At 74.3% G+C, this 14,970-nt stretch carries 14 protein-coding genes; all 14 read left to right on the forward strand.

The genetic code is table 11. The features are described 5' to 3' along the window. The first annotated feature begins 205 nt into the window (after window positions 1-205). The gene (gene pyrR / locus G9H71_RS09540; RefSeq protein ID WP_407939694.1) at window positions 206-745 is read left to right on the forward strand and encodes a bifunctional pyr operon transcriptional regulator/uracil phosphoribosyltransferase PyrR; all 540 of its coding nucleotides are present in this window, start codon (window positions 206-208) and stop codon (window positions 743-745) included. After that, window positions 742-1,695, forward strand: a complete 954-nt coding sequence (locus G9H71_RS09545; protein ID WP_166281076.1) for an aspartate carbamoyltransferase catalytic subunit — start codon at window positions 742-744, stop codon at window positions 1,693-1,695. Before pyrR ends, G9H71_RS09545 begins: the two co-directional genes overlap by 4 nt. Next, a complete protein-coding gene (locus G9H71_RS09550; RefSeq protein ID WP_166281078.1) occupies window positions 1,692-3,002 on the forward strand; it encodes a dihydroorotase in 1,311 nt (436 codons plus the stop codon). The genes G9H71_RS09545 and G9H71_RS09550 overlap by 4 nt, the downstream gene beginning before the upstream one ends. Next, the gene (locus G9H71_RS09555; protein WP_231134467.1) at window positions 2,999-3,550 is read left to right on the forward strand and encodes a PH-like domain-containing protein; all 552 of its coding nucleotides are present in this window, start codon (window positions 2,999-3,001) and stop codon (window positions 3,548-3,550) included. Before G9H71_RS09550 ends, G9H71_RS09555 begins: the two co-directional genes overlap by 4 nt. Continuing rightward, complete coding sequence (carA, locus tag G9H71_RS09560) at window positions 3,550-4,674, forward strand: glutamine-hydrolyzing carbamoyl-phosphate synthase small subunit (protein WP_166281089.1); 1,125 nt, start codon at window positions 3,550-3,552, stop codon at window positions 4,672-4,674. The genes G9H71_RS09555 and carA overlap by 1 nt, the downstream gene beginning before the upstream one ends. Further along, a complete protein-coding gene (gene carB / locus G9H71_RS09565; RefSeq protein WP_166281098.1) occupies window positions 4,675-8,001 on the forward strand; it encodes a carbamoyl-phosphate synthase large subunit in 3,327 nt (1,108 codons plus the stop codon). It abuts the gene before it with no gap. A 2-nt stretch (window positions 8,002-8,003) separates the two neighbouring features. Then, the gene (locus tag G9H71_RS09570) at window positions 8,004-8,885 is read left to right on the forward strand and encodes a dihydroorotate dehydrogenase electron transfer subunit (protein ID WP_331272873.1); all 882 of its coding nucleotides are present in this window, start codon (window positions 8,004-8,006) and stop codon (window positions 8,883-8,885) included. Window positions 8,886-8,956: 71 nt separating this feature from the next. Further along, entirely contained in the window at window positions 8,957-9,994 is a 1,038-nt protein-coding gene (locus G9H71_RS09575) for a dihydroorotate dehydrogenase (RefSeq protein WP_407939696.1), read from the forward strand. Continuing rightward, window positions 9,994-10,701, forward strand: a complete 708-nt coding sequence (pyrF, locus tag G9H71_RS09580; RefSeq protein WP_166281102.1) for an orotidine-5'-phosphate decarboxylase — start codon at window positions 9,994-9,996, stop codon at window positions 10,699-10,701. Before G9H71_RS09575 ends, pyrF begins: the two co-directional genes overlap by 1 nt. A gap of 139 nt (window positions 10,702-10,840) precedes the next feature. Beyond that, window positions 10,841-11,164, forward strand: a complete 324-nt coding sequence (mihF, locus tag G9H71_RS09585; protein ID WP_166281104.1) for an integration host factor, actinobacterial type — start codon at window positions 10,841-10,843, stop codon at window positions 11,162-11,164. Next, entirely contained in the window at window positions 11,161-11,754 is a 594-nt protein-coding gene (gene gmk / locus G9H71_RS09590; protein WP_166281106.1) for a guanylate kinase, read from the forward strand. The genes mihF and gmk overlap by 4 nt, the downstream gene beginning before the upstream one ends. Before the next feature lie 73 nt (window positions 11,755-11,827). Then, window positions 11,828-12,094, forward strand: a complete 267-nt coding sequence (rpoZ, locus tag G9H71_RS24470) for a DNA-directed RNA polymerase subunit omega (RefSeq protein WP_166171774.1) — start codon at window positions 11,828-11,830, stop codon at window positions 12,092-12,094. An 87-nt stretch (window positions 12,095-12,181) separates the two neighbouring features. Continuing rightward, entirely contained in the window at window positions 12,182-13,444 is a 1,263-nt protein-coding gene (gene coaBC / locus G9H71_RS09600) for a bifunctional phosphopantothenoylcysteine decarboxylase/phosphopantothenate--cysteine ligase CoaBC (RefSeq protein WP_166281108.1), read from the forward strand. Between the two features lie 184 nt (window positions 13,445-13,628). Then, window positions 13,629-14,831, forward strand: coding sequence for a methionine adenosyltransferase (gene metK, locus G9H71_RS09605; RefSeq protein ID WP_166281110.1), 1,203 nt, complete (start codon window positions 13,629-13,631; stop codon window positions 14,829-14,831). The last annotated feature ends 139 nt before the right edge of the window (window positions 14,832-14,970 follow it).

The raw sequence follows: 14,970 nt of genomic DNA on the forward strand, positions 1-14,970 counted from the left end.
GCGCGCGGCGAGGGCGGGAGGCCCCGGCTGGTACCGTGCCAGACGGTGCGGCGGCTCCCCGCCGCGCCGAGAATCCGAGATCGACGTCCTTTAAAGGCCCGTCCAGCGAGGCGGGCAAGGAGGTCCAGCGTTGACGACCGTCCCCTCCGCGGGGCGGCGCGATGTCGAGCCCGGCCCGGCAGCTGCCGAGGACCGCGACGCCGACGTGCGCACCGTCCTGACCGCGGCCGAGATCGACCGTTCCCTGTCCCGCATCGCGCACGAGGTCCTCGAGCGCGGCAAGGGCGGCGACGACCTCGTGCTGCTCGGCATCCCCACCCGCGGCGTCGCGCTCGCGCGCCGGCTCGCCCAGCGCATCGCGAGCTTCGAGGGGAGCCCCGTGCCGGTGGGCAGCCTCGACGTCACGATGTACCGGGACGACCTGCGGCTGCGCCCCGCCCGTGCCCTCGAGCGCACGGAGATCCCGGCGAGCGGCGTCGACGGCAAGCTCGTCGTCCTCGTCGACGACGTGCTCTTCTCCGGCCGCACGGTGCGCGCCGCGCTCACCGCGCTCGACGACGTCGGGCGGCCGCGGGCCGTCCAGCTCGCCGTCCTGGTCGACCGCGGCCACCGGGAGCTGCCCATCCGCGCCGACTACGTCGGCAAGAACATCCCGACCTCGCTGCGCGAGAACGTCCTCGTGCAGCTGGCCGAGCACGACGGCGCCGACGCGGTCCTGCTGCGCCCCGCGGGAGGCGCCCGATGAGGCACCTGGTCTCCGCCGGCGACCTCAGCCGCGACGAGGCGCTGCTCGTCCTGGACACCGCCCACGAGATGGCGGGCCTGCAGCAGCGCGAGATCAAGAAGCTCCCGACCCTGCGCGGCCGCACCGTCGTGAACCTGTTCTACGAGGACTCCACGCGCACGCGGATCTCCTTCGAGGCCGCGGCGAAGCGGCTCTCGGCGGACGTCATCAACTTCAGTGCGAAGGGCTCATCGGTCTCCAAGGGCGAGAGCTTCAAGGACACCGCTCTCACGCTGCAGGCCATGGGGGCCGACGCGGTCGTGGTCCGGCACTCGGCCAGCGGCGCGGCGCAGCGGCTCGCGGCCTCGGGCTGGGTCGGTGGCAGCGTGGTCAACGCCGGGGACGGCACCCACGAGCACCCCACGCAGGCGCTGCTCGACGCATACACGATGCGCCGCCGGCTCAACGCCGGGACGGGTGACCTGGCCGGCCGGCGGGTCGCCATCGTCGGCGACGTCCTGCACAGCCGGGTCGCCCGGTCCAACGTGCTGCTGCTCGCCACGCTCGGCGCCGACGTCACGCTCGTGGCGCCGCCGACGCTGCTGCCCATCGGGGTCGAGAGCTGGCCGTGCGCCGTGTCCTACGACCTCGACGCCGTGCTGCCCAAGGCCGACGTCGTCATGCTGCTGCGTGTGCAGCGCGAGCGCATGAGCGAGGCCTACTTCCCCAGTGCCCGGGAGTACACCCGCCGCTACGGTCTCGACGCCACCCGGGCGGCGGCCCTGCAGGACTCGGCGATCGTCATGCACCCGGGGCCGATGAACCGCGGCGTCGAGATCGCCGCAGAGGTCGCCGACTCCGAGCGCTCCACGATCGTCGAGCAGGTGGCGAACGGGGTCAGCGTGCGCATGGCGGTCCTCTACCTGCTCCTCGGCGGGGCGTTCGACACCAGCAAGGAGCAACAGCGATGAGCGCTTCAGCGAATTCGAGTACGTTCATCCTGCGCGGCGCGCGGCCGTACGGCGGCGACCCGGTGGACCTCGTCCTGCGCGACGGCGCCGTCGCCGAGGCCGCGGCCGCCGGCACCGCGTCAGCAGCCGGCGCGACCGTCGTCGACGCCGACGGGCTGGTTGCCCTGCCGGGCCTGGTCGACCTGCACACGCACCTGCGCGAGCCGGGGCGCGAGGACGCCGAGACCGTCGAGACGGGCACGCAGGCCGCCGCCCTGGGTGGCTTCACCGCCGTGCACGCCATGGCCAACACCGACCCCGTCGCCGACACGGCCGGCGTCGTCGAGCAGGTGTGGCGGCTCGGCCGCGAGGCGGGCCACTGCGACGTCGCTCCGGTGGGGGCTGTCACGGTCGGGCTCGGCGGCGAGCGGCTCGCCGAGCTGGGCGCGATGGCCGACTCCGCGGCGCGGGTCCGGGTCTTCTCCGACGACGGCAAGTGCGTCTCCGACGCGGTGCTGATGCGCCGGGCGCTCGAATACGTCAAGGCGTTCGACGGGGTCATCGCCCAGCACGCCCAGGAGCCGCGGCTCACCGAGGGCGCGCAGATGAACGAGGGGGCGCTCTCCGGGGTGCTCGGGCTGCGCGGCTGGCCCTCGGTCGCCGAGGAAGCGGTCATCGCCCGCGACGTCCTGCTCGCCCAGCACGTCGGCAGCCGGCTGCACGTCTGCCACGTCTCCACCAAGGGCTCGGTCGAGATCCTGCGCTTGGCGAAGGAGCGCGGCATCGACGTCACCGCCGAGGTCACGCCCCACCACCTGCTGCTCGACGAGTCGCTGGCGGCGTCGTACGACCCGGTCTACAAGGTCAACCCGCCGCTGCGCGGCAAGGACGACGTCCAGGCGCTGCGCCAGGCGGTCGCCGACGGCGTCATCGACGCGGTCGCCACCGACCACGCCCCGCACGCGGCCGAGGACAAGGAGGGCGAGTGGGCCAACGCGCTGCCCGGCATGCTCGGCCTCGAGACCGCGCTCGCCATCGCCCAGGAGGCCCTGGTCGAGACCGGGCTCCTCGACTGGGCCGGCGTCGCGGACCGGCTCTCCACCCGGCCGGCGCGGATCGGGCGCCTGGCGGGCCACGGCCGGCCGCTGCGGGCCGGCGAGCCCGCCAACGTCGTCCTCGTCGACCCGGCCGTACGCCGGGCCGTGGACCCCGGAGCCCTCGCCTCGCGCAGCCGCAACACCCCCTATGCGGGCCGGACGCTGCCGGGCCGGGTCGTCGCGACGTTCCTGCGTGGGCGCCCCACCGTCCTGGACGGGGCGCTGGCGTGAACGCCGCGCTCCTGCTCACCGCCGAGCAGCAGCACCTCACCCGGCTCGGTGACCGGCTCTGGCTCGCGGGCGGCCTGCTCGCGGTGCTCGCGCTCGGCTACCTGCTGATCTGGCGCGGCTGGCGCAACCGCGGCCGGCGGCAGAACGACGTGCCGGCCCTGCACGAGGTCCCCGAGGCCGTCGCGCGCGGCGCCGTCCGCGCCCGCGGCGAAGGGACCTACGTCGTGACCACGACGGCGGGGGACTGGCTCGACCGGATCGTCGCGCACGGGCTCGGGACGCGCAGCCTGGCCCACATGATCGTGTCCGAGGCGGGCGTGCTCTTCGCCCGCGTCGGCGCCCCCGACGTCTTCGTCCCTCTGGCCGCGCTGCGGGGCGCGCGGCTCGAGCGCGGGATGGCGGGCAAGTTCGTAGAGGAAGGCGGATTGGTGGTCGTCACCTGGGAGCACGGGACGCGGCAGCTCGACACGGGGTTCCGGCCCCGTGCCGCAGCCGACCGGGACGAGCTGCTGGCAGCGGTGCAGGGGCTCGTGGAGGTGAAGTCCTGATGGCGCCGAACCCGGCACTGCTCGTCCTCGAGGACGGGCGCGCCTTCCGCGGCGAGGCGTTCGGCGCCGACGGCGAGGCGTTCGGCGAGGCGGTCTTCGCCACCGGTATGACGGGCTACCAGGAGACGCTGACCGACCCGTCCTACCACCGCCAGGTCGTCGTCATGACGGCCCCGCACGTCGGCAACACCGGCGTCAACGACGAGGACCCCGAGTCCCGCCGGGTGTGGGTGTCGGGCTACGTCGTCCGCGACCCGGCCCGCCGCCCGTCGAACTGGCGGGCGCAGCGGACGCTGCAGGACGAGCTGCGCGAGCAGGGCGTCGTCGGCGTCGGCGGCATCGACACCCGCGCGCTCACCCGCCACCTGCGCGAGCGGGGCGCGATGCGAGTCGGCCTGTCGACGGTCGAGGACGACCCGGCCAAGCTGCTCGAGCGCGTGCTCGCCAGCCCCGGCATGGTCGGCGCGGACCTCGCCGCCGAGGTCACGACGCCGGAGGCGTACGTCGTGCCGGCCGTCGGTGACGCGCAGCTGCGCGTCGCGTGCCTGGACCTGGGGGTCAAGCGCGCCACCCCGCTGCGCATGGCCGACCGCGGCATCGAGGTGCACGTGCTGCCCGCGACGAGCACCATCGACGACATCCTCGCCGTCGCGCCGGACGGGCTGTTCGTGAGCAACGGGCCGGGCGACCCGGCCACGACCGACGGGCCGGTGCTGGCCGTCCGCGGCGCGCTCGAGCGCGAGCTCCCGACGTTCGGCATCTGCTTCGGCAACCAGATCCTGGGCCGCGCGCTCGGCCTCGGCACCTACAAGCTGCGCTACGGCCATCGCGGCATCAACCAGCCCGTGCAGGACCGCACCACCGGCAAGGTCGAGGTGACGGCGCACAACCACGGCTTCGCCGTGGACGCGCCGATCGACGGCACGCCGGTGGAGACGCCGTACGGCCGGGCCGAGGTCAGCCACGTCGGGCTCAACGACGGCGTCGTCGAAGGGCTCCGGCTCCTGGACGCGCCCGCGTTCTCGGTGCAGTACCACCCGGAGGCGGCGGGTGGGCCGCACGACGCGGCGTACCTCTTCGACCGCTTCCGCGACCTGATGCTCGACAAGAAGGGACGTCGCTAGATGCCGCGCCGCGACGACATCCGCAGCGTCCTGGTGATCGGCTCCGGGCCGATCGTCATCGGGCAGGCCGCGGAGTTCGACTACTCGGGCACCCAGGCCTGCCGCGTGCTCAAGGCCGAGGGCCTGCGCGTCATCCTCGTCAACAGCAACCCCGCGACGATCATGACCGACCCGGAGATCGCCGACGCGACCTACGTCGAGCCGATCACCCCCGAGTTCGTGACCAAGGTCATCGCGACCGAGCGCCCCGACGCCCTGCTGCCCACGCTCGGCGGCCAGACCGCGCTCAACACCGCGATGGCGCTGGACAAGGCCGGCGTCCTCGAGGAGTACGGCGTCGAGCTCATCGGCGCCAACGTCGAGGCGATCGTGAAGGGGGAGGACCGGCAGAAGTTCAAGGAGGTCCTCGACACGATCCCGGGGGCCGGCTACGCGGACTCGCGCATCTGCCACTCCATGGAGGACTGCCTCGCGGCGGTCGAGGAGCTCGGCTACCCCGTCGTCGTCCGACCGTCCTTCACCATGGGCGGCTCCGGCTCGGGCCTCGCCTACGACGAGGAGGGCCTGCGCCGCATCGCCGGAAGCGGGCTTCACCTCTCGCCGACGACTGAGGTCCTGCTCGAGGAGTCGATCCTCGGGTGGAAGGAGTACGAGCTCGAGCTGATGCGCGACCGCAACGACAACGTCGTGGTGGTCTGCAGCATCGAGAACCTCGACCCGATGGGCGTGCACACAGGCGACTCGATCACGGTCGCGCCCGCGATGACGCTCACCGACCGTGAATACCAGGTCCTCCGCGACATCTCGATCGCCATCATCCGCGGGGTCGGGGTCGACACCGGCGGCTGCAACATCCAGTTCGCCGTCAACCCGGAGACCGGGCGCGTCGTCGTCATCGAGATGAACCCGCGCGTCTCGCGCTCGAGCGCCCTCGCGAGCAAGGCGACCGGCTTCCCGATCGCCAAGATCGCGGCGAAGCTCGCCGTCGGCTACACCCTCGACGAGATCCCCAACGACATCACCCGCGTCACGCCCGCGAGCTTCGAGCCGACGCTGGACTACGTCGTGGTCAAGGCGCCGCGGTTCGCGTTCGAGAAGTTCCCTTCGGCCGACTCGACGCTGACCACGCACATGAAGTCGGTCGGCGAGGCCATGGCGATCGGGCGTAGCTTCCCCGAGGCGCTGCAGAAGGCCCTCCGCTCGCTCGAGCGCAAGGGCTCGAGCTTCAGCTGGGCCGGCGAGCCCGGCGACAAGGACGCCCTGCTCGCGGCGGCCAAGCGGCCGCACGAGAGCCGGCTGCTCGAGGTGCAGCAGGCGCTGCGCGCGGGCGCCACCGTCGAGGAGGTGCACGAGGCGACCGGCATCGACCCGTGGTTCGTCGACCAGGTCGCCCTCATCAACGAGGTCGCCGAGCAGGTGCGGGGCGCCCGGGAGCTGACTCCGGACCTGATCCGGCGCGCGAAGCGGCTCGGGTTCTCCGACGCCCAGCTCGGCGAGCTGCGCGGGATGCCCGAAGCCGTGGTCAGGGGTGTGCGGCACGCGCTCGGTGTGCGCCCGGTCTACAAGACCGTCGACACCTGCGCGGCCGAGTTCGCCGCGAAGACGCCCTACCACTACTCGGCCTACGACGAGGAGGACGAGGTCGAGCCGCGCGAGAAGCCGGCCGTCCTCATCCTCGGCAGCGGCCCGAACCGCATCGGGCAGGGCGTCGAGTTCGACTACTCGTGCGTCCACGCGTCCTTCGCCCTGCGCGACGCCGGCTACGAGACCGTCATGGTCAACTGCAACCCGGAGACGGTCTCGACCGACTACGACACCAGCGACCGCCTCTACTTCGAGCCGCTCACGCTCGAGGACGTGCTCGAGGTCGTCGCCGCCGAGCGGCGCGCCGGGCCGGTCGCCGGGGTCATCGTGCAGCTCGGCGGGCAGACCCCGCTCGGCCTCGCGCAGGCGCTGGAGGAGGCGGGCGTCCCCGTCGTCGGGACCTCGCCGTCCGCCATCCACCTGGCCGAGGACCGCGGCGCGTTCGGGCGCGTGCTCGCCGCCGCGAAGCTGCCCGCGCCCCAGCACGGCACCGCCACGACGTACGACGAGGCGAGCGAGATCGCCGCGGGCATCGGCTACCCGGTGCTCGTCCGCCCGTCCTACGTCCTCGGCGGCCGCGGCATGCGCATCGTGCACGACGCCGACGAGCTGGCCGAGTGGTTCAAGTCGGTCGCCGGCGCGGTGACCCCCGAGCACCCCGTCCTCGTCGACCGCTTCCTCGACGACGCCGTCGAGATCGACGTCGACGCGCTGTACGACGGCGAGGAGCTCTACCTCGCCGGCGTCATGGAGCACATCGAGGAGGCCGGCGTGCACTCGGGCGACTCGGCCTGCGTGCTGCCCCCGGCCACTCTCGGCGCCGAGGAGATCGCCCGCGTACGCAGCTCCACCGAGGCGATCGCCCGCGGCGTCGGGGTGCGCGGCCTGCTCAACGTGCAGTTCGCGATCGCGTCGGACGTGCTCTACGTCCTCGAGGCCAATCCGCGCGCGTCGCGCACGGCGCCGTTCGTCTCCAAGGCGACCGCCGTGCCGCTGGCCAAGGCCGCGGCCCGGATCATGCTCGGCACGACCATCGCCGAGCTGCGCGCGGAGGGCATGCTGCCCGAGCGCGGCGACGGCGGCGACCTGCCGCTCGGCACCCCGCTCTCGGTCAAGGAGGCGGTGCTGCCGTTCTCCCGGTTCCGCACCGTCGAGGGCGGCCACGTCGACGCGGTGCTCGGCCCGGAGATGCGCTCGACCGGCGAGGTGATGGGCATCGACTCGACGTTCGGCACGGCGTTCGCCAAGGCCCAGGCCGCCGCGTTCGGCGGGCTGCCCACCAAGGGCCGCGTCTTCGTGAGCGTCGCGAACCGCGACAAGCGCGCGATGATCTTCCCGGTCAAGCGGCTGGCCGACCTCGGCTTCGAGCTGTGCGCGACGGAGGGCACCGCGGCGGTGCTGTCGCGCAACGGCGTGCCCGCGACGGTCGTCCGCAAGCACAGCGAGCGCGCGCTGACGCCGGGGGAGCCGACGATCGTCGACCTCATCCTCGAGGGGCAGGTCGACATGGTGGTCAACACCCCGACCGGCCGCGCCGCCCGCGCGGACGGGTGGGAGATCCGTACGGCCGCGGTCGCCATGGACCGCCCGATCATCACCACCGTGCAGGAGCTGGCCGCCGCGGTCCAGGGCATCGAGGCGCTGACCCGCGGCGACATGGGCGTCCGGTCGCTGCAGCAGCACGGCGAGACGATCCGCGCGGCGCAGGCGCTGTCGCCGTCCTCGACGGCGCGGGGGAAGTGACCGTGGCGTCCTCTCCTCCCGCCGGCGGGGTCGTGCAGGTGCGCGGCGAGGCGCTGTCCGTGCGCCGCGTCGGCGCCTACTACGCGCTGACGCTGCTCGCCCCGGGCGTCGCCGAGCGCTTCCGGCCGGGCCACTTCGTCGCGCTCGCCATCGGCGACGAGAGCTCGAGCATGCTGCTGCGCCGCAGCTTCAGCATCTACCGCTGCCAGGAGCGCGGCGTCTACGGCGGGACCGTCGAGATCGTCGTCTCCGCCCACGGGCCGGGCACCGAGTGGCTCGCCTCGCGCCGCCCGCACGATCCCGTCGACGTCGTCGGCCCGCTGGGGACGCCGTTCGCGCTGCCCCGCGAGCCGGCCAGCTGCACCCTGGTCGGCGGCGGCTACGGCTCCGCGCCGCTCTTCACGCTCGCCGAGCGGCTGCGCGCGCGGGGCTGCCGGGTCGACATCGTGCTCGGGGCCGCGACCGAGGAGCGGCTCTTCGGGGTCCTCGAGGCCAAGCGCATGGCCGACTCGGTCACGGTGACGACCGACGACGGGTCGCTCGGCACCCGCGGCCGCGTCACCGACGTGCTGCCCCGGGTCATGGAGCGCGCGGGCACCGACGCGGTCTACGCCTGCGGCCCGATGGCGATGCTGCGCGCCGTGTCCGACGTGGCCGCGGGCTCCGGGGTGCCCGCCCAGGTGGCGGTCGAGGAGGCGATGGCCTGCGGCATCGGCGTCTGCATGACCTGCGTGCTCCCCGTCGTCGGCGAGGACGGGGTCACCCGCATGGTCCGCTCCTGCACCGAGGGGCCGGTCTTCCGCGGGGACACCGTGCGCTGGGCCGACGTCGGTACCGTCCCCGCCGACTGCCTCGGCGCCCCCGTCGCGGCCGGAGGGCACTGACGATGACGACACCACCCGCCGTGCGGCCGGTCCTGCCGCAGAGCGCCGACGTGCCCGAGCCCGAGGTCGACATGCGGACCTCGCTCGCCTGGGCCGCGCTGCCCAACCCGCTGGCGACCGCCTCGGGCTGTGCCGCCAACGGGCGCGAGCTCTCCCGCTTCTTCCCGCTCTCGCGACTCGGTGCGATGGTCACCAAGAGCGTCATGCTCGCGCCGCGCTCGGGCCGCCCGACCCCGCGCATGGCCGAGACGCCGAGCGGCATGCTCAACTCGATCGGCCTGCAGGGGCCGGGCGTCGACGCGTTCGTCCAGCAGGACCTGCCCTGGCTCAAGGCCCAGGGCGCCCGCACCATCGCCTCGATCGCGGCCGGCAGCATCGACGAGTACGCCGAGGTGGCCGCCCGGCTCGCGCTCGCGCCGCCGGGGACGGTCACCGCGGTCGAGGTCAACATCTCCTGCCCCAACGTCGAGGACCGCGGGCTGGTCTTCGCCTGCGACCCCGACGCAGCGGCGGCCGCGGTCGCCGCCGCGCGCAGCGCCACCGACCCGTCCATCCCCGTCCTGGCGAAGCTCTCCCCGGACGTCACGGACATCGTCTCGATCGCCCGTGCCTGCGTCGGCGCCGGCGCTGACGGCCTGACGATGATCAACACCGTCCTCGGCATGGTCATCGACACCACGACCCTGCGCCCCGTCCTCGGTGGCGTCACCGGGGGCCTGTCCGGCCCCGCCATCCGCCCGGTCGCCGTCCGCTGCATCTGGCAGGTGCACGCCGCGCTCCCGGAGGTGCCGATCCTCGGCGTGGGAGGGGTGCGCACTGGGCTCGACGCCCTCCAGCTCATCCTCGCCGGGGCGAGCGCGGTGTCGGTCGGGACGACCGTCTTCAACGACCCGGGTGCGCCGCTGCGCGTGCTGGGCGAGCTGCGGACGGCGCTCGCCGAGCGCGGGTTCGAGCGGATGCGGGACGCCGTCGGCTACGCCCACTCCGCCCTCGGGGCGGGAGCGGACCGCATCGCCCCGCCCGTGCCGCCGGGGCCGAGCCTGCGGGCACCGTCCGCCGACGGCGCCGGCAGCGGCTACGACGAGACCGCCTACGACGAGGGCCGCTGATGACCAGCACGACCCCCGCTCCCATCGCGGTCGCCCTCGACGCCCCCGACCTGGAGACCGCCGTCGCGTGGGCCAGGGCGGCCGGCCCGCACGTACGCACGCTCAAGGTCGGCCTCGAGCTCTACCTGCGCTGCGGGCGCGAGGCCGTCGAGGCCGTCCGCAGCGCGAGCGGCGGGCGCGAGGTGTTCCTCGACCTCAAGCTGCACGACATCCCCAACACGGTCGCGGGTGCCGTCCGCTCGGTGGCCGACCTCGCGCCGGACTACCTGACCGTGCACGCCGCGGGCGGCCCGGCGATGGTCCGCGCCGCCGCCGAGGCGCTGCCGGCCGGGCGCGTCACAGCCGTGACGGTCCTGACCAGCCTCAGCGCGCAGGACCTCGACCGGATCGGCCTGGCCGGGCCTGCGCTGGACGCCGTACGCCGGCTCGCGGCGCTGTCCGTCGCCGCCGGCGCCCGCGCCCTGGTCTGCTCGCCGCAGGAGGTCCTGGCGGTGCGCGAGGAGGTCGGGCCCGACATCGTCCTCGTCACGCCCGGCGTTCGCCCAGCCGGCGCGGCGCTGGGGGACCAGGCCCGGGTCGCCACTCCCGAGCAGGCGCTCGCCGACGGCGCGGACCTGCTCGTCATCGGCCGGCCCATCACGGGCGCGGCCGATCCGGGGCAGGCGGCGGCCGGTCTCGCAGCCGCCCTGGCGCCCGGCGCCCGCTGACCAGCAGCCCCGCGCCCCGGCGTACCCAGGGGGGTGCGTTGCCTCCCCGTCCGAGGACTCGCTAGGTTTCCGGCTTCAGGCCGTCGAACTTTCTCCCGGCCGTCGAAGCAGCCCGGCGTCCAACCGCGAGGTGAACCGCGTGCCCCTTCCCCCTCTGACGCCCGAACAGCGGGCTGCGGCCCTCGAGAAGGCCGCGGCGGTGCGGCGCGCCCGCTCCGAGGTGAAGAGCCGCCTCAAGCACTCGGGCGCCTCCCTCGGCGAGGTGATCGCCACCGGCCAGGACGACGACGTGGTCGGGAAGATGAAGGTCTCCGCGCTGCTGGAGTCCATGCCGGGCGTGGGCAAGGTCCGCGCGAAGCAGATCATGGAGCGCCTCGGCATCGCCGAGACCCGGCGGGTCCGGGGCCTGGGGGCCAACCAGGTCGCCGCCCTCGAGCGCGAGTTCCCCGCGCGGGACGCGTGACGACGCCCGAGCAGGCCTCGCCCCCGCCGCGCCGGCTGACCGTCCTGTCGGGCCCCTCGGGGGTCGGCAAGACGACCATCGTCAAGGCGCTGCGGGAGCGGTACCCCGACGTCTGGGTGTCGGTCTCGGCGACGACGCGCTTCCCCCGGCCCGGCGAGGTGAACGGCGTGCACTACTGGTTCGTCACCGACGCCGAGTTCGACCGCCTCGTCGCCGAGGGCGACCTGCTGGAGTGGGCGGTGTTCGCCGGCAACCGCTACGGCACCCCCCGCGGCCCGGTGCAGGCCCGGCTCGACGCCGGCGTGCCCGTGGTGCTCGAGATCGACCTGCAGGGCGCGCGCCAGGTGCGCGACCGCGCCCCGGACGCGCTGCTCGTCTTCGTCGCGCCGCCGTCCTGGGACGAGCTCGTCCGGCGGCTGTCCGGCCGCGGCACCGAGCCCGAGGACGTCGTGGCGCGGCGCCTCGAGGCCGCGCGCGAGGAGCTGGCGGCCGAGGGCGAGTTCGACGTGACGCTGGTCAACACGGATGTCGATGAGCTGTGCACCCGGCTGGTAGCCTTGCTGGAGTCTCCTGTCAACCCGAGCGCCTGACGCCACAGCACGACGGCACCGGCTTTGCGGGCTCACGGGGGAGCACCCAGCCAGCGACGAGAGCGAGCAGAGCGTGTCCGGTTCCCAGGTCGTCCCCGAGGGCATCACCAACCCGCCGATCGACGAGCTGCTGGCGGCCACCGACTCCAAGTACAGCCTGGTCATCTACGGCGCCAAGCGCGCCCGCCAGATCAACGCGTACTACTCCCAGCTCGGCGAGGGCCTGCTGGAGTACGTCGGCCCGCTGGTCGAGACGCACGTCCACGAGAAGCCGCTGTCGATCGCGCTCCGCGAGATCAACGCCGGCCTGCTCACGGCGGAGCCGATCGAGCAGCCGTAGTCCTGTTGCACGTCACGAAGCGGGCTCGCTCTTCCCGGAGCGGGCCCGCTTCGTCGTTCCCGGCCGGGGCTGGTTGGCTGGGCTGCCATGGCTGAGATCGTCCTCGGGGTGACCGGCGGCATCGCCGCCTACAAGGCCTGCGAGCTGCTCCGGCGGCTGCGCGAAGCCGGGCACGGCGTGACCGTCGTCCCGACCGAGGCCGCGCTGCGCTTCGTCGGCGCGCCTACCTGGGAGGCGCTGTCGGGGCGCCCGGTCCGCCGCGACGTCTGGTCGGACGCGGCCGACGTCCCGCACGTGCGCATCGGGCGGGAGGCCGACCTCGTCGTCGTCGCCCCCGCGACCGCGGACCTGCTGGCCCGCGCCGCGCACGGGCTCGCCGACGACCTGCTGACCAACGTGCTGCTGACGGCGCGCTGCCCGGTGGTCTTCGCCCCCGCCATGCACACCGAGATGTGGGAGCACCCGGCGACGCGGGCCAACGTCGCCACTTTGCGGGCTCGTGGCGTCCAGGTGCTCGACCCCGCCGTCGGGAGGCTGACCGGCGCGGACTCGGGGCCGGGCCGGCTGCCCGAGCCCGAGCAGATCGCCGAGGCGTGCCGGCGGGCGCTCGCCCGCGCCGCCACCGACGTGGTCACGAGCGGGGCTCGGCCGCTGCAGGACCTCGCCGGGCTCCGGGTCGTCGTCACGGCCGGCGGGACGCGGGAGCACCTGGACCCCGTGCGCTTCCTCGGCAACCGGTCCTCCGGGCGGCAGGGCTGGGCGCTGGCCACGACCGCCCTGGCGCGCGGCGCCGAGGTCGACCTCGTCGCGGCCAACGTCGCGCTCCCTCCGCCCGCAGGGGCGCGGGTGGTCCCCGTCCGGTCGGCGGCCGACCTGCACGCGGCCGTGCTGGGCCTGGCCCGCGGCGCCGACGTCGTCGTCATGGCCGCGGCTGTCGCGGACTTCCGCCCCGTGCGCACCGAGCAGGCGAAGATCAAGAAATCGGGGACGGCCGCCCCGACGATCGAGCTCGAGCAGACCGAGGACGTGCTCGCGGGCCTGGTCGCGGCCCGGGCCGCCGGGGAGCTCGGGGCGCCGGTGATCGTCGGTTTCGCCGCCGAGACCGGCGACGCGGAGGCGGACGTGCTCACGCACGGCCGGGCGAAGCTCGCCCGCAAGGGATGCGACCTGCTGGTGGTCAACGAGGTGGGGGACGGGCCACGCTCGACCGGGTTCGAGTCCGCGGACAACGCAGGGGTGGTCCTCGCCCGCGACGGGTCCGAGCAGGTCGTCGCCCCCGGGCCGAAGGAGGCCCTCGCCGACGTGGTCTGGGACCGTGCCCTCGCCCTGCTGCCCGACCGCGCGGGCTGACCGGGCCGGCTCCCGGCGGGCGCGTGGCGCTCGTCTCATCATGCGGGCCAGTTGAGTCCGAACGGCGGGTGCCGCGCCTGGTCCCCGGTAGGCTCGGCGGCTAGCCACCGCCCGTACGGGCGCCGAAACCGCCCAGAGCCCGAGCGTGTCCGCCCGGGCACTACGCCGGAGACCAGGAGAGCGCGTGTCCCGACGCCTGTTCACGTCCGAGTCAGTCACCGAGGGCCACCCGGACAAGATCGCCGATCGGATCAGCGACTCGGTCCTCGACGCCCTGCTCAAGGACGACCCGAAGAGCCGCGTCGCGGTCGAGACGCTCATCACGACCGGCCAGGTCCACGTCGCCGGTGAGGTCACGACGCAGGCGTACGCCGACATCCCCGGCATCGTGCGCGACGCCGTCCTCGAGATCGGCTACGACTCCTCGGCCAAGGGCTTCGACGGGCTGTCCTGCGGGGTGTCGGTGTCGATCGGCGCGCAGTCGCCCGACATCGCCCAGGGCGTCGACGACGCGTACGAGTCCCGGGTCGAGGGCGACGACGACCCGCTCGACCGCCAGGGCGCCGGCGACCAGGGGCTGATGTTCGGCTACGCCTGCGACGACACCCCCGAGCTCTACCCGCTGCCGATCGCGCTGGCTCACCGGCTCGCGCAGCGCCTCACGGCCGCGCGCAAGGAGGGCGTTCTCCCGTACCTCCGCCCGGACGGCAAGACCCAGGTCACGATCGAGTACGACGGCGACCGCGCCGTCCGCCTCGACACCGTCGTGGTCTCGAGCCAGCACGCCGAGGACATCGACATCGCCGGGATGCTCGCGCCCGACATCGAGGAGCACGTCATCAAGCCGGTGCTCGCCGAGGCGGCGCCCGTGGGCCTGGAGACCGAGGGCCACCGGCTGCTCGTCAACCCGACCGGCAAGTTCGTCATCGGCGGCCCCATGGGCGACGCCGGCCTGACCGGCCGCAAGATCATCGTCGACACCTACGGCGGCATGGCCCGCCACGGTGGCGGCGCCTTCTCCGGCAAGGACCCGTCCAAGGTCGACCGCTCCGCCGCGTACGCGATGCGCTGGGTCGCGAAGAACGTGGTCGCCGCCGGCCTGGCCAAGCGGTGCGAGGTGCAGGTCGCGTACGCGATCGGCAAGGCGCACCCGGTCGGCCTGTTCGTCGAGACGTTCGGCACCGGCCAGATCGCCGACGAGAAGATCCAGGACGCCGTGCTCTCGGTGTTCGACCTGCGTCCGGCTGCGATCATCCGCGACCTGGACCTGCTGCGCCCGATCTACGCCCAGACCGCGGCCTACGGCCACTTCGGCCGTGACCTGCCCGACTTCACCTGGGAGCGGACCGACCGCGCCGACGCGCTGCGTGCGGCCGCCGGGGCCTGACCCCATCGCGCTCCGCCCGACGGGCGGCCGCTCCCGCACCGGGGGCGCGCCGCCCGTCGGCGTTGAGGGGTACGGCACGGACCGGCGCCAGGCGGCGGCTGTCGCCGGGCCGCGGTCAGGAGGGGCGGCGCGGGGAGCG

This window comes from Motilibacter deserti, assembly GCF_011250635.1.
Taxonomy (GTDB): Bacteria; Actinomycetota; Actinomycetes; order Motilibacterales; family Motilibacteraceae; genus Motilibacter_A; species Motilibacter_A deserti.